Origin of the sequence: Pilosibacter sp. YYHA0881 (genome assembly GCF_051602715.1) — a bacterium.
GTDB classification, from domain to species: domain Bacteria; phylum Bacillota; class Clostridia; order Lachnospirales; family Lachnospiraceae; genus Alitiscatomonas; species Alitiscatomonas aceti.
In genome coordinates this window covers 976,069-995,204 of sequence record NZ_CP175657.1, presented here as the reverse complement: position 1 = coordinate 995,204, position 19,136 = coordinate 976,069, and the positions used below count along the sequence as shown (strand labels likewise).

Sequence of the window (19,136 nt, the reverse complement as noted above, 5' to 3'; positions counted from 1 at the left end):
TAGAAGGGAGTTTTTTCCTGCTATGCCCAAAATTCCAGTGCTTTTTGGGCATACACAGAGAAAAAGGAGATATATGCCCAATCCATAGGAAAATCCAGAGAAGTCCCGGGGTTTTCCTATGATTTTTGGGCACTGTGGGAAAAAACATACATTTATGCCCATTATTTTTTATGATACGGGAGGGGGGAATAGGAAGACGGAGGATTCATGGGCTTCGCAGGTGGTGATGAGCTGGAGAGTCCGCAGGTGGTAAATTCCGGATGGATCACGGTCTTTCCCTGGATGGAGGCGCACTTATACTGGAAGGGGATCCGGCTGGTGAATAACGCCATGTCATGGGAGAAAAGGACAGTTTCCAGGGCCCTATAAAAACACGTAATGGATTCGTAAGAAAAATCGGTGGGATTTTTTTTATGCTCTATGGTAAGATATCTGTATCAGATCAGAAATGAATGGAGGACGAGAATATGAAACGATTACATGGAGCGGCGGTGCTTGCAGCCGCAGCAATGTTTACAGCTTCCATGGGGATCACAGGAATGGCAGATACCAGCGGAGCCGGGGAAAATGGAAGCCGGCTGGACGGGATGGTGTGCATGGACGGAAGTGTGATCTCCGCAGAGGATGGGAGACTGCATCTCAACCGCCGTGTGGAAGGCGGGATGACGGAGGTGGTAGTGAACCTTTCTGAGGACACGAAGATCCTGGATGCCGTCAACGGGTTCCCGGTCTCTGTGGAAAACTTAGACGATGGCGAGGCGGTCCGGGTCTATACGGGACCGGCCATGACCTTAAGCCTGCCGCCCATCACCAACGGGCTTCTGGTTCTGGCGGATGCTCCGGCAGACTCCGGCTTTCCTGTTTATGCAGTGGTGGAATCCCTGACCCAGGAGCCGGATAAGGCAGATGGAACAGAGGCTGCATATATCCTGGAAACTGCCGGCGGGATGAAATACACGGTTTCGGATTCCACGGTCCTGCTCCCCTATCTGACCAGAAACATGGTATTTGCAACAGACCTCAAGAAGGGGACTCCGATCCTGCTATGGACCGATGGAACGGACGGCTCCGCAGCAGAGAAGATCGTGATCTTCCAGGGAGAGGGCCAGGACGCAGGAAAGGAAAATGCGGATGGACTGGGCTTCCATGGCTGGAAGGAAGAAGCCGGGAGCTGGTACTATTATGAACAGGGCCAGAAGAAGACTGGATGGCTGTGTGAGGGAACAGACTGGTACTACCTGGACCCGGAAAGCGGCCGGATGGCCACTGGATTTGTAACTGTGGACGGAAAGACGTATTTTTTAAAGGACGACGGCCGGATGCTGACGGAGGCTGCGGAGTTCGTGCCTGATGCCAATGGTGCTCTGTCCTTAAAGAAATAGAAGAAAGAGAAGGCGCTCCTGGGAGGGGGCGTCTTTTTTCTGTCATAGAAATGTGCGGCCCATAAGGGAGGAAACGCTCCGCTGGGGACAACAGGGGGCAGGCGCTTGGCACGGAAAAAAGATTTTGTTGACATACAATATTATATGGTATATAATACTGTTACAATAATATACAGCGTATAATATTGCGGACGGTAGAATTACAAGAGAGCCGGAATGGATCAAAGCCGCGGCTCTGGAACGCAGCTGCATATTTTAGGAGGGAAGACTATGGTATTCAACACAGGAGCCGCTCTGCTGGACGGGATCGTGCTGGCAGTGGTCTCCAGAGAGGCGGAGGGGACCTACGGCTATAAGATCACTCAGGACGTGAGAAAGGCCATCGATATATCGGAGTCCACACTGTATCCGGTGCTGCGGAGACTCCAGAAGGAAAACTGCCTGGAAACGTATGATATGGCGTTTGATGGAAGAAACCGGAGATATTATAAGCTGACAGAAACGGGCCGGGCCCAGTTAAAGCTGTATAAGAGCGAATGGACCGTATATTCCGGACATATTTCCCGGATCTTTGAGGAGGCAAATGTATGAGGAAGGAAGAGTTTTTTGATAAGCTGGAATATCTGCTCCAGGACATCCCGGACCAGGACCGGGAGGACGCCCTGGCTTATTACAGGGATTACCTGGCCGAGGCCGGGAGCGGCAATGAGGAGGCGGCCATTGAGGATTTTGGGAGCCCTGAACGGGTGGCGGCCATTATCCGGGCCGACCTGGCAGGCAATTTAAACGACGGCGGCTCCTTTACAGACCGGGGCTATGAGGATGAACGGTTCCGGGATCCCGGCTACCAGGTGGCAAAGCGGCTGGATCTGCCGGAGGAGAGGGAAAATACAGCCGGCTCCGGCAGCGGACGCGGGTATGAGAAGGACGGCTGGCAGACGGGGCCGTCACAGAGGGGCAGCGGATACCAGGACCCGTCCTATGAAACAGTCCGCGAAGAAAAGAAGCCATGGACCAGTAAGGGGCTGAAGCTGGTTTTATGGATCGTTCTGATCATCGCCGCTTTTCCTGTGATCCTTGGGATCGGGGGTGCCGGGCTGGGGGCCATAACGGGAATCGCTTCTCTGATCTTTGGGATCATTGCTGTGGTGCTCTGCCTGACAGCTGCGGCGTTTATCACCGGCGTATGCCTGCTGGTGGCCGGGATCGTTTTTCTGGTGGCGTCGCCTCTGGACAGCGGACTGATGTTCGGGATCGCCATTGCCGGGATCGGTGTGGGACTTCTGGGAGCGGTGCTCTTATACGCCATTCTGGCCATGTTCCTCCCATTTTTATGGAGAAGCATGAAAAAGGCGGGAGCATGGATTTCACGTAAATGGAAGGAGATCAGAAGGGTATGAAAAAATTCATTAAATATGGGATCATTGCCGGGGGAGCCCTGATCCTGGCCGGAGCCGGGATCACCACCGCGTCTCTTCTGCTGGGAGCGGATATGGGGGATCTGAACGGGCACATAAGAAAAAGACTTCATCATCTGGATGAGCTGGACGGGATCGTGGAGCGGGAAGTGGATCCAGAGGAGTATCTGGTCCGCGTGGACCAGGATCCTGCTCCGGAAGGCTGGGAGACGGCGCGGGCAGAGGGACAGGACCCGGAGGCCGGCCCGTCCGCGGAGCCCTTTGCCGGAGGAGAGCCCTGGCAGTCCCCGGGAACAGACGGAGGCTTTGAGGCCGGGTATCCAGAGGTCACGGATCTTAAGATCCGGCAGCAGGGCGGGAGCGTGGAGATCTTCCGGATGGATGAGATCAGTGCCCTGACCATCAAAAGCGGGAATGGAAGCCTGGAGGCCGTCAGTTTCCAGGAATACGGAATGGATTCGGTCCTTGCCCTGTGGGCCGGAGACGGGGAGGATTACCAGATCTTTATTCCAGGCTCCTGGGTGCTGGATGAATTTGAGGCGGAGATCCTGGAGGGGACTCTGGAGGGAAACGGCGTCCGCGTTCTGGAGGCGGAGCTGTCTGTGACAGAGGGAAACGCAGTCTTTACCCAGGAGGACGGGCGGAGCGCGGATCTGGAGTGCATGGGCAGCGGATCCATCCTTTGGGCAATGGAGTCTGAACGGTATATGGAGATCGATGCCGAGTGCCGGACCGGTTCCATTACCATTTCGATTCCGGAAACCATGGATCCAGGCGGGATCGGATATGACATTGAATGTGAAAACGGGACGGTGGAATTCCCGGGCTTTACAGTGGAAGGAAATCAGAAGAAAGAGGCGGCCGGAAGTCTGTCGGTCATGGATCTGGAGGCTGGATCGGGAACCATTTCTGTACAGCATACGGCGGCCCCGTAAACAGGAGCCAGATAAAAGGAGAGAGGAACATGGATGTGAGGCGGTTGTATAAATCGGATACGGATAAGATGATCTGCGGAGTCTGCGGCGGCATCGGTGAATTCCTAAATGTGGATCCAACGCTGGTGCGGCTTTTATGGGCGATCCTGACCTTCACCGGGCCGGGGCTCATTGCCTATATCATCGCAGCGATCATTATTCCCGGCCGTCCGGATTAAAAAACGGCCGGAACATATATGGGGACCGGGGCAGAGCCATGCCGTCCGGTCCCTGTTTTTTTCAGCGGCCGCAGAGAGCGTTTCCGGGGCAGGGCTTTTTCCATGGCCTGCGCCGCGTTCTGAAAAGGATATGTGCCTGGCCTTCCGGGAGGCATACGGGTCCGGAAGGCTTCTGTATAAGCTTCCCGTTTCTGGGAATACTTTTCTAAGAAAAAGGAAAAGAGGTGAACCAGAAGCCATGGGAAAAAAGAAACAGGAGCCGGTGGATCCCAACAATCTGAAGCCGGAGGACATGCTGAAGTTCGAGATCGCGGCAGAGCTTGGTCTGGCGGATAAGGTGGTGGCCGGAGGGTGGAGATGCCTGACTGCCAAGGAAAGCGGCCGGATTGGAGGCCTGATCACGAGAAAAAAACGGGAGATGGCCGGACAAAAAGGAAAAAACCAGACGTTGAAAGATGAAAAGAAAGATCCTATAATATAGGCAGAACGACACAGGATGGAGGAAACAAGGTGAAGATCGCTCTGATCTGCTTTACAGAAAATGGGTTTCAGATGGAAAAGCGGCTGGTAAAGCTCCTGGAGGCAGAGGGCCATGGTCCCTGTCCCTGGGTTTCGGGGAGGTACGCCATGCAGGCAGCCTCCCTGGATCATGAGATCAGCTTTTCCCCGGTGAAGGAGGGCGGGCTTTCTGCCTGGGCCGGAGAACGGTTTGGAGACTCGGACGGCCTTATTTTTATCGGAGCCTGCGGCATTGCTGTCAGGGCCATTGCTCCGTATATCCGGGATAAAAAAACGGATCCGGCGGTTCTGGCAGCCGATGAGAAGGGACGGTTTGTGATCCCCCTGCTGTCGGGCCATCTGGGCGGGGCCAATGAGCTGGCGGAGCGTCTGGCGGCGGGGCTCGCAAAAAGCGGGATCCCGGCCCAGGCAGTGCTCACGACGGCCACGGATGTGAACCGGCGGTTTGCGGTGGATGTGTTTGCAAAGGAGCATGGCCTGGTCCTGGACCAGATGAAGCTGGCAAAGGAGATCTCGGCGGCGGTCCTGGCCGGGGAGCCGGTGGGACTGTTTTCGGACTTTCCGTTTTCCGGACCGGTCCCGGAGGGGCTTTATAAGGACCGGATCTGCCCGCAAAACATCCGGATCACCGTATGGAGGAAGGATCGGAGAGGCCCGGAGGGACCGGGGCCTTTAAGACTGGTGCCCAGGTGTGTGGTCCTGGGGACCGGGTGTAAACGGGGAACCTCCATGGAGCAGATCTGGTCTGTGGCGGAGGAGGCCATGGAAAGAGAGGGGCTGGACCCCTCAGCCGTCTGCGGCCTGGCCAGCATCGACTTAAAAAGCGGGGAGCCGGGGCTGTGCAGTCTTGCTGAAAAGCTGGGGGTCCCGTTTTTTACGTACACAGGAGAGGAGCTGGCCGCCGTACCCGGGGCGTTTACGGAGTCAGAGTTCGTGAGACAGGTCACGGGCGTGGGAAGCGTCTGTGAGCGGGCGGCTGTGGCCGCATGCCGGGAGGCATCGGAGGATACCCGGCTCTTGATGAAAAAATACGCCCGGGATGGAGTGACCGTGGCGGCGGCATGTTTTATACCGGAATTATTTAAGGGATCGGAGAGATGACAATATGATAAAGGTTGTGACCGGAGCCGGGGCCAGCGGGAAATCGTCCTTTGCGGAGTCCCTTCTGGAACAGTCGGAGGCGAAAAGGAAGATCTACGCTGCCACCATGATCGTATGGGACGACGAATGCCGGGCACGGGTGAAAAAACACAGACAGATGCGGGAAAAAAAGGGATTTGAGACAGCGGAGCGTCCGGTGGACCTGGGAGAGCTTTTTGTACCGGAGGATGGGGCAGTGTTGGTGGAATGTATGTCCAATCTGGCAGCCAACGAGATGTACCGGGAGGATGTGGGAATGGAAAGCTGTGCAGAGCTCCGGGCGGCCCAGGCCGGAGAGCGGATCTTAAGAGGGCTCCGCCTGCTTGCAGAGGCGGCCCGGGATCTGGTGGTGGTGACCAATGAGGTCTTTGGGGATATAAAGCTTACAGAAGAGGAAACGGCAGCGTACCAGCGGCTCATGGGAAGACTGAACCGGGAGCTGTTTTCCATGGCCGGAGAGGTCTGGGAGGTGGTCTGCGGGATCCCGGTGCAGCTGAAGGGAAAGAAGGAGCAGACAGGGGCGGCCGGGACAGAACTGGCAGCCGGACAGAATAAAGAGGGAAAAGAGAGTCTACATATGAAATTTATCACAGGCGGCGCATTCCAGGGAAAAAGGGACTTTGCAGAGCAGCTCCTGGCCCGGGAGGGCGTTTTGGAGTATGAAACGGCGGACGGAGCCGCGGATCCGTTTGAGGCTGCGTACAGCCGGAAGCTGGTGGTGAACGTCCAGGACTATGTGCGCCGGTTTGCGGGCCTTGAGGACGGAGAAGCCAGAGAACGGCTGCAGGAATTCCTGGACCGGCTTATAAAGGAGAATCCCGGAGCTGTGGCGGTCATGGATGAGATCGGCTGCGGGATCGTGCCTGTGGGCCGGGAGGAGCGGCTGTGGAGGGACCTGGCCGGAGAGGCGGCCCAGACCCTGGCGGCCTGTTCCAGGGACGTATACCGGGTCACAGGCGGCCTGGCCCAGGTACTGAAGGGCGGTGAGCGGTAAATGGAACAGGGAAGCCAGTGGGAAAAGGCGTACACCCATGGCGGGGATGTGTACAGGAACGAAAAAATACGGATGGATTTTTCCATTAACATCAATCCACTGGGAATGCCGGATTTTATCAAACAGGCGGCCATGGACGGGGTGGAGGAAAGCGCCCGCTATCCGGACAGCCGGTGCAGGAGGCTCCGGAGGCTGGCAGCCGGATTTTACGGCGTGCAGGAGGAAACCCTTGTGTTTGGAAACGGGGCTGCGGAGCTGATCTTCGGGATCGTCCGGGCCGTATCTCCCAGGCGGGCTGTTTTGACGGCTCCGTCGTTTACAGAGTATGAAGCGGCTCTTTCATCTGTGGGGGCGGAGGTCCTGTTTTTTCCATTGAAGGAGGAGGATGATTTTTCTCTTCCGGCAGACCGGTATCTGGATTTTTTAAAGAGCGCCAGGCCGGATATGATCTTTTTGTGCAATCCGGCCAATCCGACCGGAAGGCTGACGCCGGGAGAGGAGATCCGCCGGATCCTGGAGTTCTGCACCGTTCAGGGGATCCTTGCAGTGGTGGACGAGTGCTTCCTGGATCTGGCGGAGGAGGATGAGAGGGATTCGGTACTGGATCTGGTGCGGGAAGGAGAAAAGAATATTTTTTTACTGAAGGCGTTTACCAAATCCTTTGCCATGGCAGGACTCCGCCTGGGGTACGGATTCCTGGCAGACGGAGAGCTGCGGCTTAAGATGCAGAGCCAGAGCCAGCCCTGGAACGTGTCCATACCGGCCCAGGAGGCCGGGTGCGCGGCCTTTGGAGCAGAGCGGGAGCCCTACCTCCGGGAAGCCCGGAAGCTCATAAGCCGGGAGCGGGAATATTTAAGGGAAGGCCTGCAAAGGCTGGGCTTTTATGTATTTCCTTCGGAGGCCAATTTCCTTTTATTTAAGAGGACAGACAGAGGGGACGGGGGAGAGCTTTATGAGTCCCTTTTATCCCGCGGGATCCTGATCCGCAGATGCGGCGATTACCAGGGACTTTCCGGGGATCATTATCGGATCTGTGTGAAAAAAAGGGAAGAAAACAGGGCTTTTCTGGAGAATTTGGGAGAAATATATAAGAAGAGGTAATAAAAGAACCAAAAAAATAGTATAAATCCCCTGTTGCACAAAAGATACAAAACTGATATACTCTATGAAATAGCTAAAAGGAACAGATAAATTCCAGCGAAACTTAAGAAAGAGAGGGAACCTTAGAATGGGTAAGATCATTGGAGAAGGCATTACATTTGACGATGTGCTGCTGGTGCCGGCATATTCAGAAGTAATTCCCAATCAGGTTGACGTATCCACGTACCTGACTAAGAAAGTCAAACTGAACATTCCTTTTATGAGTGCGGGAATGGATACGGTAACAGAACACCGCATGGCCATTGCAATGGCAAGACAGGGCGGTATCGGGATCATTCACAAAAACATGTCAATCGAAGCGCAGGCCGAAGAGGTTGACAAGGTTAAGCGTTCAGAGAACGGAGTAATCACAGACCCATTTTATTTATCCCCGGAACATACATTAAAGGATGCAGACGAGCTGATGGGAAAATTCCGGATCTCCGGCGTTCCGATCACAGAGGGTAAAAGATTAGTCGGCATCATCACCAACCGCGACCTGAAATTTGAAGAGGATTTTTCCAAGAAGATCAAGGAATGCATGACCTCTGAAAACCTGGTCACAGCCAAAGAGGGAATCACCATGATGGAGGCCAAGAAGATCCTTGCCAAAGCAAGGGTGGAGAAGCTGCCCATCGTGGACGATGACTTTAATTTAAAGGGACTTATCACCATTAAGGATATTGAGAAGCAGATCAAATACCCCAATTCCGCTAAGGATGCACACGGAAGACTGCTCTGCGGCGCTGCCGTGGGAATCACCGCCAACGTGCTGGAACGCGTGGAGGCCCTTGTGAACGCCAAGGTGGACGTGATCGTATTAGACTCTGCCCATGGTCATTCTGCCAACGTGATCCGCTGCGTGAAGATGATCAAGGAGAAATTCCCGGAGGTACAGGTGATCGCCGGAAACGTGGCCACAGGCGCTGCCACAAAGGCTCTGATCGAGGCCGGTGTGGACGCTGTCAAGGTCGGGATCGGACCTGGTTCCATCTGTACCACCCGTGTGGTTGCCGGTATCGGCGTTCCCCAGGTATCTGCCGTTATGGACTGCTATGAGGTTGCAAGGGAATACGGGATCCCGATCATCGCAGACGGCGGCATCAAGTACTCCGGAGATGTGACAAAGGCTCTGGCTGCCGGTGGAAGCGTCTGCATGATGGGAAGTATGTTCGCAGGCTGCGACGAGAGCCCGGGAACCTTCGAGCTTTACCAGGGAAGAAAATATAAGGTATACCGCGGAATGGGCTCCATTGCCGCCATGGAAAACGGCAGCAAGGACCGCTACTTCCAGTCCGACGCCAAAAAGCTGGTGCCGGAGGGCGTGGAAGGCCGTGTGGCCTACAAGGGCTATGTGGAGGATACGGTGTTCCAGATGTTAGGCGGCTTAAGGGCCGGTATGGGCTACTGCGGCGCCCACAACATCAAGGAGCTCCAGGAGAACAGCCAGTTTGTGAAGATTTCGGCTGCTGCCCTCCGTGAGAGCCATCCCCATGATATCCACATCACAAAAGAAGCTCCCAATTACAGCATCGACGGCTGATGGGGAAGCGCTGGATCTTCGATATAAAAACGGTTACAGAGAGCATGGCACGGAAGCTGCCGTGCTCTCTTTTTATAGCGCAGAAACCGCCTCTTGCTTTCCTCCGGCCCTTCGTGTAAAATGGAGGGCGTGCGCGGTCTGCGCGGATCTTTTATATAAGAGGAATATTGAACAAGGAGTTTTCAGATGAGTATATTAAACGTAGAGCACTTAAGCCATGGCTTCGGAGACCGGGCCATTTTTACGGATGTGTCGTTCCGGCTTTTAAAGGGCGAGCACATCGGCCTCATCGGGGCCAACGGAGAGGGGAAATCCACCTTCATGAGCATCATCACCGATAAGCTGATGCCGGATGAAGGAAAGGTGGAGTGGGCGAAAAACGTCCGTGTGGGATACCTGGACCAGCATACGGTCCTGGAAAAGGGAATGACCATCCGGGAGGTGTTAAAGAGCGCCTTTTCCTTTTTATTTGAGATGGAAGAAAAGATGAACCAGATCTGCGACCATATGGGAGAGGCTTCCGGGGAGGAGATGAATTCCATGATGGAGGAGCTGGGGACCATCCAGGACCTTCTGATGGCCCATGACTTTTATATCATCGACTCCAAGGTGGAGGAGATCGGCCGGGCCTTTGGCCTGGATGAGATCGGACTGGATAAGGACGTGGACGAGCTTTCCGGAGGCCAGAGGACCAAGGTGCTCCTGGGAAAGCTGCTTTTGGAGAAGCCGGACATCCTTCTTCTGGACGAGCCCACCAACTACCTGGACGCCCAGCATATCGAATGGCTGAAGCGGTATCTCCAGGAGTATGAAAATGCTTTTATCCTGATCTCCCACGACATTCCATTTTTAAACAGCGTGGTAAATCTGATCTATCATATGGAAAACCAGAAGCTGGACCGGTATGTGGGCGATTATGATAAATTCTTAGAGGTGTACGAGATGAAGAAGAGCCAGCTGGAGGCCGCCTATAAGCGGCAGCAGCAGGAGATCGCCGAGCTCCAGGACTTTGTGGCCAGAAACAAGGCGCGGGTGTCCACCCGGAATATGGCCATGTCCAGGCAGAAAAAGCTGGATAAGATGGAGGTCATCGAGCTGGTAAAGGAAAAGCCCAAGCCAGAATTCCATTTCTTAAATGCCAGGGCAGCAGGAAAGATCATTTTTGAGACAAAGGACCTGGTCATCGGCTACGACGAGCCCTTGTCAAAGCCCCTGGATTTTTCCATGGAACGGGGCGAAAAGATCGCAGTCATCGGAGCCAACGGAATCGGAAAGACCACCTTCTTAAAGAGTATCCTGGGACTGATCCCGGCTCTTTCCGGCTCTGTGGAGCTGGGGGATTATCTGTCCATCGGATATTTTGAGCAGGAGATGGCTCCGGGAAATACCACCACCTGCATTGAGGAGATCTGGAAGGAGTTCCCCTCCTACACCCAGTATGAGGTACGGTCGGCTCTGGCAAAATGCGGCCTTACCACAAAAAATATTGAAAGCCAGGTGCGTGTGCTTTCCGGCGGAGAGCAGGCCAAGGTGCGCCTCTGCAAGCTCATCAACCGGGAGACCAACATCCTTCTTCTGGACGAGCCCACCAACCATCTGGACGTGGACGCCAAAGAGGAATTAAAGCGTGCTTTAAAGGAATATAAGGGAGCTGTGCTCCTGATCTGCCATGAGCCGGAGTTTTACGATGGACTGGTATCAAAGGTCTGGAACCTGGGTGAATATTCCTTAAAGATTTAGGAGCAGGGCTATGACACATATACTTCTGGCAGTGATCTATCTGGCGTTCATAAGCCTGGGCCTTCCCGATTCTCTTCTGGGCGCCGCCTGGCCGTCTATGTACGGGGAACTTGGGGTCCCGGTCTCCCGTGCCGGAATGGTCTCCATGATCATCTGCTTCGGGACCATCATATCCAGCCTCCAGAGCAGCCGGCTCACCAGCCGGTTCGGCCCGGGAAGGGTGACGGCTGCCAGCGTGGCGGCCACGGCGGCGGCTCTCCTGGGCTTTTCCGCAAGCCGTTCCTTCTGGCAGCTCTGCCTCTGGGCCGTTCCTTACGGGCTGGGAGCAGGAAGCGTGGATGCAGCCCTCAACCATTATGTGGCCCTTCACTTCAAAAGCCGCCATATGAGCTGGCTCCACTGTATGTGGGGCGTGGGCGCTTTCCTGGGCCCGTCGGTCATGGGGACGGTCCTTGCGGGAGGATATGGCTGGAGCATGGGCTACCGGGCCGTGGGCCTGGCCCAGACGGTGCTGGCAGCGGTCCTGGTCATAAGCCTGCCCTTATGGAAAATGAAGCCAGGAAACGGGAAGGACAGGAACGAAACGGCAGCCGGACAGAAAAACGTCCGGGAAGAGAAAAAAAGCCGTGGAGAGGAAGCGGCCGAGGAGGCCGGGGCAGACCGTGCGCCGGGCCTTCTGGCACTCTTAAGGATCCCCATGGCCCGGGAAACGGTGGCCATGTTTTTCTGCTACAATGCCCTGGAGACCACGGCAGGACTCTGGGCCAGCAGCTATCTGGTCCTGGTCCATAAGGTCCCGGCTGAACGCGCCGCCGCCCTGGCCGGTCTTTTCTATCTGGGGATCACGGCCGGAAGGGCAGTCAGCGGCTTCCTTACGGAGTGGATCAGCGACGACGGTATGATCCGCCTGGGTACTGGGATCCTGGCGGCGGGCTTTCTGATCCTTCTGTTTCCGGGAGGCGGCCACAGCCAGGCCGGCCTTCTTCTCATGGGGCTTGGCTGCGCGCCCATTTATCCCAGTGTGATCCATTCCACGCCGTCCCGGTTCGGGGTGGAGCTTTCACAGGCTGTCATTGGCGTACAGATGGCAGGGGCATATATAGGAAGCTCCCTGATGCCGCCGTTTTTTGGATTCCTGGCAGACCATCTGGGAGCTTCCCTGTATCCATATTATCTTTTAGTGCTTCTGGTGGTCATGGCCCTCATGCATCAGAGGATCATCCCAGGGAAACACGTTCAAACTTCTTTATAAAGTCCACGCAGAAATCCGCTGTGGCCTTTAACATTTCTTCTCCCCATTCCTTTGTGGCCGTTTCCGGGGAGTCGGGGCCGTACCAGCCGCAGGACGAATAGCGGTCCACATGGCGGGGCACCGGAACGGAAACGCCATTGCAGTTCACGTTGAAGGATCCGGCAAAGGTCAGATCCGGACTCAGATCCTTCGGTTCAAAGGGCATAAAATATTCCATATGTACACAGGACGGGTCAATGGCCAGCATGGCTGCGGTTTCTTCGCCGCCGCCGTGGCCGCCCTTCCACCGGGGATCCAGTTCTCCGGCTAAAAGCCACCAGTTTAAGATCGCACCCATGGCATGGCGCTCGTCCAGTTCCAGGGCCACCCGCTGGAGCACCGGGGTATTCCCTCCATGGCCGTTCAAGAAAACAAACTTACGGATACCGAAACCGTAAAGCTGGTCCACGATCCGGGTCATCAGATCGTAAAGCCCGTCGTAGCCAATGGTGATGGTGCCGGGGAAATTAATGTGCTGGTCGCCGACGCCGAAAGGGACCGTGGGAGCGATCAGGATATTTAAACGCTCGTCCATCATTTCGCAGAGGCGGCGGGGGATCAGGAAATCCGTGCCCAGGCAGAGCTGGGAGCCATGGTTCTCCGTGCTTCCCACGGGGATGATGGCAATGTCCTTTTCCTTAAAATAGCCTTCCGCCTGCTTCCAGGTGATTTTTTCAAGAAACATAATTGAGTACCTCCTTTTCCTGGAACCTATTGTACCACAGGAGAGGGAACATTACCAGAGATACGCCCAAAACTCCCGGAGCCTTTCCCTGGGTCTGCGGGGCGGAACATCTAGGGCTCCGGAGGGCTGCGAAGGGCATGGGGGACCATGGACAACTCGCTCCGCTCAGACAAGTCCATGCTCCCCCATAACGCATCCCCCCACAGCCCAAGAAGTTCCATCCCCCTCCGACATGGGAAAGGCTCCGGGAGTTTTGGGCTGGTAGATGTCACGGACGCCAAAGAACCTGCCTTTTCCCTTCCCCCTAGCGCCCGCCACCCCCTATACAGCACCTTCCGCCCCGTAGCCAGACCCTTCTGCACGCCGGCGTTTGGGCCGTGAATTTTGCGGCCTTACGCGTCGTTACGTGCAGACCGGAGTGAGAGCGCGTCTGGATACGCCGCCCTTCCCCCTAGCGCCCGCCACCCCCTATACAGCACCTTCCGCCCCGTAGCCAGACCCTTCTGCACGCCGGCGTTTGGGCCGTGAATTTTGCGGCCTTACGCGTCGTTACGTGCAGACCGGAGTGAGAGCGCGTCTGGATACGCCGCCCTTCCCCCTAGCGCCCGCCACCCCCTATACAGCACCTTCCGCCCCCGTAGCCAGACCCTTCTGCACGCCGGCGTTTGGGCCGCGTATTTTGCGGCCCTATGCGCCGCTGCGTGCAGACTGGAGCGGGAGCGCGTCTGGATACGGGGGCGGAAGGTGCCTACTTATGCGGGAGGCGGCCGCGGAAGAATCTTTTTTTACATTCGCTCCATGAAAAGGGGATCAGCGGATAGATGTAGCTCTTTCCGGCGATGGTCTTATTGAAGGCCACGGCGCAGACGCAGAGCACGGTCCCGGCGATGAAGCCCCACAGGTTGAAGAGGGACGTGAGGACCAGGAGGATCACACGCATGAATTTTAGGGCGTAGCCCATCTCGAAGCTGGCCTGGGAGTAGTTGGCGATGGTGACGAAGGCCATGTACAGCATGGTCTCGGAGTTGAACCAGCCGGATTTCACAGAGTATTCACCCAGGACGATACCGGCGATGACGCTTAAGGGTGTGGTCAGCATACTGGGAGTGTTGACTGCCGCCAGACGGAGGCCGTCGATGGCGAATTCCAGGATGAGGAGCTGCCAGATCAGCGGGACAAACTGCTCATCGGCGATCTGGATGAACTGGAGCCAGTCCGGGATCCACTGGGGATTCTGCATGAGCAGGAGCCATAGGGGTGTTAAAAACAGGGTGAGAAGGGAGACGGTCATCCTAGAGAGACGCAGGTATGTTCCTGTGACTGGCGGAAAATAGTAGTCGTCCGCTTCTTCGATGATGTCGAATACGGACGAGGGGAGGATCATACAGGAGGGGGAGTTATCCACCAGGATGATGATATTCCCCTCCAGGATAGAGGCCGCCGCCGTGTCGGGCCGCTCGGAAAAACGAAATTTCGGGAACGGGTTGTACCATTTGTGGGGGTAAAGGCACTCGGCCAGGCTCTCCTGGTTCATGGTCAGCGCGTCCACATGAAGGCTCTGGATGCGCTCCTTTATGGTCTTTAAAAGCTCCTGGTCCACCCGCCCTTTCATATAGCAGATGGCAATGTCCGTATGGGAGCGTTCTCCGGCCTGGGTGATCTCCACGGTGAAGTCCACATCCCGGATCCGGCGGCGGATCAGAGCTGTGTTAAAGATCAGGGTCTCCACAAACCCGTCCCTGGAGCCCCGGAGCACCTTGTCTTTTTCCGGCTCCTCCACGCCGCGGGCCGGGTAGGTGCGGCAGTCGATGGTGATGCATTTGTCATAGCCGTCGATGAGAAGGCAGGAAAGGCCGGAGAGAAGGCTGACCAGGATCTGACTTTCTTCGTCCTCCAGGCCGGTCTCTCCATAGGGAACGTATTTTTTCGAGAATCCGTGGGGAGAATCCGGCATATCGTCTGGCTGTATGGACGCGAAGCCCTGCATGATCCGCAGGAGCACCTCGTCCTTGGTTAAGCCGTCCACAAAATAGATCAGCGCCTGTTTCCCGCCGATCGTCAGGGTATGGTAGACAATATCGAAATTGGTCTGCACGTCCAGAAGCTGGTGAAAACGTGCCATGGTCTGGTTCAGATCGGATGAAAGCTTCATAATAAATGTCCTTCCCAGGCGGACGGTTCCCGCCTGTATTTCCATTGTTATGATGGAAGTATTCCCAGGACCAGTGAAAATATACGGACAGATGTACATAAGGAATGGATAAAAGAAAATTGTGCAGATTTTACGATAGATCTGGTTGACGGAAATGCATAATTGTGGTATATTACAAGCTGTCTGAAATTATTGGGGAATAATTTTGGGGAACTGTATAATGTGAGGTATATTGAACGTGAAGAGACGCTGCATTCTGTGGGGAGAATGCAGCGTTTCGCTTTGTAAAAAGAAGGAGAGGGGCCGGGAGCCTGTCCCGGGAGGAGCAGGAGCGTGTCAGTCTGTGCCGGACAGTTCCCGGATCACCTCTCCGGCTATGAGGAGCCCGGCCACCGGCGGCACAAAGGCGATGCTGGCAGGAGCGGGACGGCCGGAGCCCTTCGTCTCTCCCGGCGTTTCGGGTCTGCGGGGCGTCTCCTCGGAATACAGGACCTTTAAGGCGGGGATCTCCCGCTTTTTTAATTCCCTGCGCATGACCCGGCACAGGGGGCAGACGCTGGTGGAGTAGATATCCCCGATGCGGAAGGCCTCCGGATGGAGCTTGTTTCCGGTGCCCATGGACGACAGGATGGGGATCCCCTCTTCCCTGGCATAGGAGACCAGGGCCAGCTTGGCGCTGACGGTGTCGATGGCGTCGATGATGTAATCCGGCTTCACAGGGCAGGAGGAAAAGACCTCCCGGAGGTTTTCCGGGAGCACAAAAGCGCTGCTTGTGAAAACAGAGCACTCTGGATTTATGTCTGCGATCTTTTCCTTCATCACGTCCGTTTTTTTTTGTCCCACAGTGCTTAAAAGAGCGATGCTCTGGCGGTTGATATTGGAGGGAGCCACCGTATCGGAGTCGATGAGGAACAGGGTCCCGACGCCGGACCGGGCCAGGGCCTCCGCACAGTGGGAGCCGACGCCGCCCAGGCCGAATACGGCTACGACAGAGGAGGACAGCCGCGAAAAGCCCTGGTCTCCCAGAAGCTGGGCCGTCCGTATAAAGGTTTCATTCATAACGATTGATCTCCATTTCTGGTTTTCTTATGAGTGTATCATAAACTTTTTCATGACTCAATTCCCAACTTCCCTTTTTACGAAAAAACGTGTATAATGGAGATAACGCAGAAAGGCGGGGATATCCCGGCTGCGTGTACTGGACAGTAACGCTATGGCTTAGAAAAGGAGTAACGAAATGAAAGACGGTTTTATCCGCGTTGCGGCTGCTACGCCAGATATAAAGGTGGCAGACCCGGTTTACAATGAAGCCCAGGTCTGGAATATGATCGAAGAGGGGGAGAAAAACGGGGCAAAGCTCATGGTGTTCCCGGAGCTCTGCCTGACGGGCTATACCTGCGGAGACCTGTTCCACCAGGATATCCTGGTGGATACGGCGGCGGACATGCTGAAAAAGCTGATCCGCAGGAGTGAAGGCCACGATGTTCTGTTCTTTGTGGGACTTCCGTGGATGAAGGACGGAAAGCTTTACAATGTGGCTGCGGCGGTCCATGACGGAGAGCTGCTGGCCTTGATCACGAAGAAAAACATTCCCAATTATTCGGAATTTTATGAACTGCGCCACTTTACGCCGGGGCCGGATGTGCCGGAGCCCATGGAATGGGACGGAAGGATCGTTCCCTTTGGAAGCGGGATCCTGCTGCGGTGCGTGAATCTTCCGGAGCTGGTGGTGGCCGGAGAGATCTGTGAGGACGTGTGGGTCATGGACCCGCCCAGCATCTCCCATGCCAGGGCCGGAGCCACTGTGATCGTCAACTGCTCTGCCAGCAGCGAGACCGCAGGAAAACATGTCTACCGGAGATCTCTCATTGCCGGACAGTCGGCCAGACTGGTGTGCGGATATATCTGCGCCAATGCAGGAGAGGGAGAATCCACCCAGGACCTGGTATTCGGCGGCCATGATCTGATCGCAGAAAACGGTACGGTGCTGGCTGAGTTCCGGCGGTTTGAAAACGGGATGATCCTGGCAGACCTGGACCTTAAGCGGATCTGCAGCGAGCGCCGGAGGATGACCACCTTCCAGGTGGAAAATCCCAGGGAGCAGTACGATTATATGGATTTTGAACTGGAAATGGAGGACCTTAAGGAGCTTAAGCGTCCGGTGGATCCGACTCCGTTTATCCCTTCCGGAGCTGCCGAAAGGAATGAACGGTGCGAGGAGATCTTAACGATCCAGGCGCTGGGACTGAAAAAGCGGCTGGCCCACACGGGCTGTACCCAGGCAGTGGTAGGGATTTCCGGCGGACTGGATTCCACGCTGGCCCTTCTGGTGACGGCCAGGGCCTTTGATATGCTTAAGATCCCCAGGGAAAAGATCCTTTCTGTGACCATGCCCTGCTTCGGGACCACAGACCGGACCTATAAGAATGCCTGCCTTCTTACGAAAAAGCTGGGAGCAGAGCTTAAGGAGGTCAGCATCAAAGAGGCTGTGGCAGTCCACTTCCGGGATCTGGGCCACAGCATGGACGACCATGACGTGACCTATGAAAATTCCCAGGCCAGGGAGCGGACCCAGGTCCTGATGGATCTGGCCAATGAAAACGGAGGAATGGTCATCGGCACCGGCGATATGTCGGAGCTGGCCCTGGGCTGGGCCACCTACAACGGAGACCATATGTCCATGTACGGGGTGAACGCATCGGTCCCCAAGACGCTGGTCCGCCACCTGGTACGGTATTACGCGGATACCTGCGGCGACGAAGAACTGAAGGATGTCCTTTATGACATCCTGGACACGCCGGTGAGCCCGGAGCTGCTGCCGCCGGAGGACGGGGTGATCTCCCAGAAGACCGAGGATCTGGTGGGCCCCTATGAGCTCCATGACTTCTTTATGTATTATATCCTCCGGTATGGATACCGGCCTTCCAGGATCTTCCGTCTGGCAGAAACGGCTTTTGCCGGGATCTATGACAGCGCTGTGATCCTTAAGTGGTTAAAGACCTTCTACCGCCGGTTCTTCTCCCAGCAGTTTAAACGGTCCTGCCTGCCTGACGGCCCCAAGGTCGGTTCCGTGGCCGTATCTCCCAGAGGAGATCTGAGGATGCCGTCGGATGCGGCCGCCAGGATCTGGCTGGAGGAGGCAGAGAGCCTTATGGCGGAGGGTTCCCGATGATCAGCAGTACAAAGAATGACCAGGTAAAAATGGTGGTGGAGCTGAGGAAAAAGGCAAAGGCCAGGAATGAGGCGGGGCTTTTTGTGGCCGAGGGGCTCCGGATGGTCTCAGAGCTTCCGCCGGATCGGGCCTGGCGGCTTTACGTTTCGGAGAGCTTCCTTAAAAACAGGGAAAACGCCGGACTGCTGGAACGGTTTTCCCGGTATGAGATCGTCACGGACCAGGTTTTTTCTGCCATGTCCGACACCCAGACGCCCCAGGGGATCCTGGCCCTGGCAAAGCAGTATGAATACGTGCTTTCAGATCTGCTTTCTGCCCCGGGCCCGGCCCATCTGATGATCCTGGAGAATCTCCAGGACCCGGGAAACCTGGGCACCATCTTAAGAGCCGGGGAAGGGGCCGGGATCACCGGCGTCATCATGAGCCGGGATACGGTGGATATCTACAATCCCAAGGTGGTCCGCTCCACCATGGGCTCCGCCTTCCGCGTTCCCTTTCTTTATACGGACGACCTTCCCGGAACAGTCCGGGAGCTGAAGGCCGGGGGGATCCGGCTGTTTGCGGCCCATCTGGAAGGAAGGAATAATTATGAGGAGGAGGATTATACTGGTAATACCGGCTTCCTCATTGGAAACGAAGGAAATGGCCTGACAGAGGAGCTTTCTGCCGCTGCCGACGCCTGGGTGAAGATCCCCATGGCCGGAAAGGTGGAATCCTTAAATGCGGCTGTGGCGGCCTCGATCCTGATGTTTGAGACGGCCAGGCAGAGGAGGAGCGGCCGCAGCATGAAATAAAGGAGCTGATACG

18 protein-coding genes are annotated in these 19,136 nt (G+C 55.9%); 15 read left to right on the top strand and 3 right to left on the bottom strand.

Annotated features, from left to right (window positions below):
• The first annotated feature begins 207 nt into the window (after window positions 1-207).
• The 13 genes from ACI6NM_RS04750 (at window position 208) to ACI6NM_RS04690 (ending at window position 12,281) form a co-directional block, all read left to right on the top strand.
• Window positions 208-369: a hypothetical protein gene (locus ACI6NM_RS04750; protein WP_215653838.1), complete on the top strand. Its 162-nt coding sequence runs from the start codon at window positions 208-210 to the stop codon at window positions 367-369.
• Between the two features lie 98 nt (window positions 370-467).
• The gene (locus tag ACI6NM_RS04745) at window positions 468-1,382 is read left to right on the top strand and encodes an N-acetylmuramoyl-L-alanine amidase family protein (protein ID WP_022273772.1); all 915 of its coding nucleotides are present in this window, start codon (window positions 468-470) and stop codon (window positions 1,380-1,382) included.
• Window positions 1,383-1,652: 270 nt separating this feature from the next.
• A complete protein-coding gene (locus tag ACI6NM_RS04740) occupies window positions 1,653-1,973 on the top strand; it encodes a PadR family transcriptional regulator (RefSeq protein WP_022273773.1) in 321 nt (106 codons plus the stop codon).
• Window positions 1,970-2,782 (top strand): DUF1700 domain-containing protein, encoded by an 813-nt coding sequence (locus ACI6NM_RS04735; RefSeq protein ID WP_262428073.1) that lies wholly within the window; start codon window positions 1,970-1,972, stop codon window positions 2,780-2,782. Before ACI6NM_RS04740 ends, ACI6NM_RS04735 begins: the two co-directional genes overlap by 4 nt.
• Window positions 2,779-3,735 (top strand): DUF4097 family beta strand repeat-containing protein, encoded by a 957-nt coding sequence (locus ACI6NM_RS04730; protein ID WP_262428072.1) that lies wholly within the window; start codon window positions 2,779-2,781, stop codon window positions 3,733-3,735. Before ACI6NM_RS04735 ends, ACI6NM_RS04730 begins: the two co-directional genes overlap by 4 nt.
• A 29-nt stretch (window positions 3,736-3,764) precedes the next feature.
• Window positions 3,765-3,953, top strand: a complete 189-nt coding sequence (locus ACI6NM_RS04725; RefSeq protein ID WP_022273776.1) for a PspC domain-containing protein — start codon at window positions 3,765-3,767, stop codon at window positions 3,951-3,953.
• Between the two features lie 238 nt (window positions 3,954-4,191).
• Window positions 4,192-4,434 (top strand): alpha/beta-type small acid-soluble spore protein, encoded by a 243-nt coding sequence (locus ACI6NM_RS04720; RefSeq protein WP_262428071.1) that lies wholly within the window; start codon window positions 4,192-4,194, stop codon window positions 4,432-4,434.
• Window positions 4,435-4,463: 29 nt separating this feature from the next.
• Window positions 4,464-5,573: a cobalt-precorrin 5A hydrolase gene (locus ACI6NM_RS04715; protein WP_215653833.1), complete on the top strand. Its 1,110-nt coding sequence runs from the start codon at window positions 4,464-4,466 to the stop codon at window positions 5,571-5,573.
• A 4-nt stretch (window positions 5,574-5,577) separates the two neighbouring features.
• Window positions 5,578-6,606: a bifunctional adenosylcobinamide kinase/adenosylcobinamide-phosphate guanylyltransferase gene (locus ACI6NM_RS04710; protein ID WP_262428070.1), complete on the top strand. Its 1,029-nt coding sequence runs from the start codon at window positions 5,578-5,580 to the stop codon at window positions 6,604-6,606.
• Window positions 6,607-7,707, top strand: a complete 1,101-nt coding sequence (locus ACI6NM_RS04705; protein ID WP_262428069.1) for a pyridoxal phosphate-dependent aminotransferase — start codon at window positions 6,607-6,609, stop codon at window positions 7,705-7,707.
• Window positions 7,708-7,834: 127 nt separating this feature from the next.
• Window positions 7,835-9,289 carry an IMP dehydrogenase gene (gene guaB / locus ACI6NM_RS04700; RefSeq protein WP_022273780.1) on the top strand — a complete coding sequence of 485 codons (1,455 nt, stop codon included), beginning with the start codon at window positions 7,835-7,837 and terminating at the stop codon, window positions 9,287-9,289.
• A gap of 186 nt (window positions 9,290-9,475) precedes the next feature.
• On the top strand, window positions 9,476-11,029 hold the full coding sequence (locus ACI6NM_RS04695; protein WP_215653827.1) for an ABC-F family ATP-binding cassette domain-containing protein: 1,554 nt from the start codon (window positions 9,476-9,478) through the stop codon (window positions 11,027-11,029).
• A 10-nt stretch (window positions 11,030-11,039) separates the two neighbouring features.
• Window positions 11,040-12,281, top strand: a complete 1,242-nt coding sequence (locus ACI6NM_RS04690) for an MFS transporter (RefSeq protein ID WP_262428068.1) — start codon at window positions 11,040-11,042, stop codon at window positions 12,279-12,281.
• Here the strand turns inward: ACI6NM_RS04690 and ACI6NM_RS04685 are convergent.
• The 3 genes from ACI6NM_RS04685 to ACI6NM_RS04675 all read right to left on the bottom strand — a co-directional run bounded on the left by ACI6NM_RS04685 (window position 12,247) and on the right by ACI6NM_RS04675 (window position 16,216).
• A complete protein-coding gene (locus tag ACI6NM_RS04685) occupies window positions 12,247-13,005 on the bottom strand; it encodes a creatininase family protein (RefSeq protein ID WP_022273828.1) in 759 nt (252 codons plus the stop codon). The two genes, ACI6NM_RS04690 and ACI6NM_RS04685, sit on opposite strands and share 35 nt — an antisense overlap.
• A 748-nt stretch (window positions 13,006-13,753) precedes the next feature.
• Window positions 13,754-15,157 carry a spore germination protein gene (locus ACI6NM_RS04680; protein ID WP_262428067.1) on the bottom strand — a complete coding sequence of 468 codons (1,404 nt, stop codon included), beginning with the start codon at window positions 15,155-15,157 and terminating at the stop codon, window positions 13,754-13,756.
• A 336-nt stretch (window positions 15,158-15,493) separates the two neighbouring features.
• Entirely contained in the window at window positions 15,494-16,216 is a 723-nt protein-coding gene (locus tag ACI6NM_RS04675; protein ID WP_262428066.1) for a tRNA threonylcarbamoyladenosine dehydratase, read from the bottom strand.
• A gap of 178 nt (window positions 16,217-16,394) precedes the next feature.
• Between ACI6NM_RS04675 and ACI6NM_RS04670 the strand changes: the two genes are divergently transcribed.
• Both ACI6NM_RS04670 and ACI6NM_RS04665 read left to right on the top strand, forming a co-directional pair.
• Window positions 16,395-18,329 (top strand): NAD(+) synthase, encoded by a 1,935-nt coding sequence (locus ACI6NM_RS04670; protein WP_262428065.1) that lies wholly within the window; start codon window positions 16,395-16,397, stop codon window positions 18,327-18,329.
• Window positions 18,326-19,123: a TrmH family RNA methyltransferase gene (locus ACI6NM_RS04665; protein WP_022273824.1), complete on the top strand. Its 798-nt coding sequence runs from the start codon at window positions 18,326-18,328 to the stop codon at window positions 19,121-19,123. Before ACI6NM_RS04670 ends, ACI6NM_RS04665 begins: the two co-directional genes overlap by 4 nt.
• The last annotated feature ends 13 nt before the right edge of the window (window positions 19,124-19,136 follow it).

What these genes read in the sequence shown, in the direction of transcription:
- ACI6NM_RS04750 (WP_215653838.1), top strand. Translation starts at nt 208, where the DNA reads ATGGGCTTCGCAGGTGGTGATGAGCTGGAGAGTCCGCAGGTGGTAAAT.
- ACI6NM_RS04745 (WP_022273772.1), top strand. Translation starts at nt 468, where the DNA reads ATGAAACGATTACATGGAGCGGCGGTGCTTGCAGCCGCAGCAATGTTT.
- ACI6NM_RS04740 (WP_022273773.1), top strand. Translation starts at nt 1,653, where the DNA reads ATGGTATTCAACACAGGAGCCGCTCTGCTGGACGGGATCGTGCTGGCA.
- ACI6NM_RS04735 (WP_262428073.1), top strand. Translation starts at nt 1,970, where the DNA reads ATGAGGAAGGAAGAGTTTTTTGATAAGCTGGAATATCTGCTCCAGGAC.
- ACI6NM_RS04730 (WP_262428072.1), top strand. Translation starts at nt 2,779, where the DNA reads ATGAAAAAATTCATTAAATATGGGATCATTGCCGGGGGAGCCCTGATC.
- ACI6NM_RS04725 (WP_022273776.1), top strand. Translation starts at nt 3,765, where the DNA reads ATGGATGTGAGGCGGTTGTATAAATCGGATACGGATAAGATGATCTGC.
- ACI6NM_RS04720 (WP_262428071.1), top strand. Translation starts at nt 4,192, where the DNA reads ATGGGAAAAAAGAAACAGGAGCCGGTGGATCCCAACAATCTGAAGCCG.
- ACI6NM_RS04710 (WP_262428070.1), top strand. Translation starts at nt 5,578, where the DNA reads ATGATAAAGGTTGTGACCGGAGCCGGGGCCAGCGGGAAATCGTCCTTT.
- ACI6NM_RS04705 (WP_262428069.1), top strand. Translation starts at nt 6,607, where the DNA reads ATGGAACAGGGAAGCCAGTGGGAAAAGGCGTACACCCATGGCGGGGAT.
- guaB (WP_022273780.1), top strand. Translation starts at nt 7,835, where the DNA reads ATGGGTAAGATCATTGGAGAAGGCATTACATTTGACGATGTGCTGCTG.
- ACI6NM_RS04695 (WP_215653827.1), top strand. Translation starts at nt 9,476, where the DNA reads ATGAGTATATTAAACGTAGAGCACTTAAGCCATGGCTTCGGAGACCGG.
- ACI6NM_RS04690 (WP_262428068.1), top strand. Translation starts at nt 11,040, where the DNA reads ATGACACATATACTTCTGGCAGTGATCTATCTGGCGTTCATAAGCCTG.
- ACI6NM_RS04685 (WP_022273828.1), bottom strand. Translation starts at nt 13,005, where the DNA reads ATGTTTCTTGAAAAAATCACCTGGAAGCAGGCGGAAGGCTATTTTAAG.
- ACI6NM_RS04680 (WP_262428067.1), bottom strand. Translation starts at nt 15,157, where the DNA reads ATGAAGCTTTCATCCGATCTGAACCAGACCATGGCACGTTTTCACCAG.
- ACI6NM_RS04675 (WP_262428066.1), bottom strand. Translation starts at nt 16,216, where the DNA reads ATGAATGAAACCTTTATACGGACGGCCCAGCTTCTGGGAGACCAGGGC.
- ACI6NM_RS04670 (WP_262428065.1), top strand. Translation starts at nt 16,395, where the DNA reads ATGAAAGACGGTTTTATCCGCGTTGCGGCTGCTACGCCAGATATAAAG.
- ACI6NM_RS04665 (WP_022273824.1), top strand. Translation starts at nt 18,326, where the DNA reads ATGATCAGCAGTACAAAGAATGACCAGGTAAAAATGGTGGTGGAGCTG.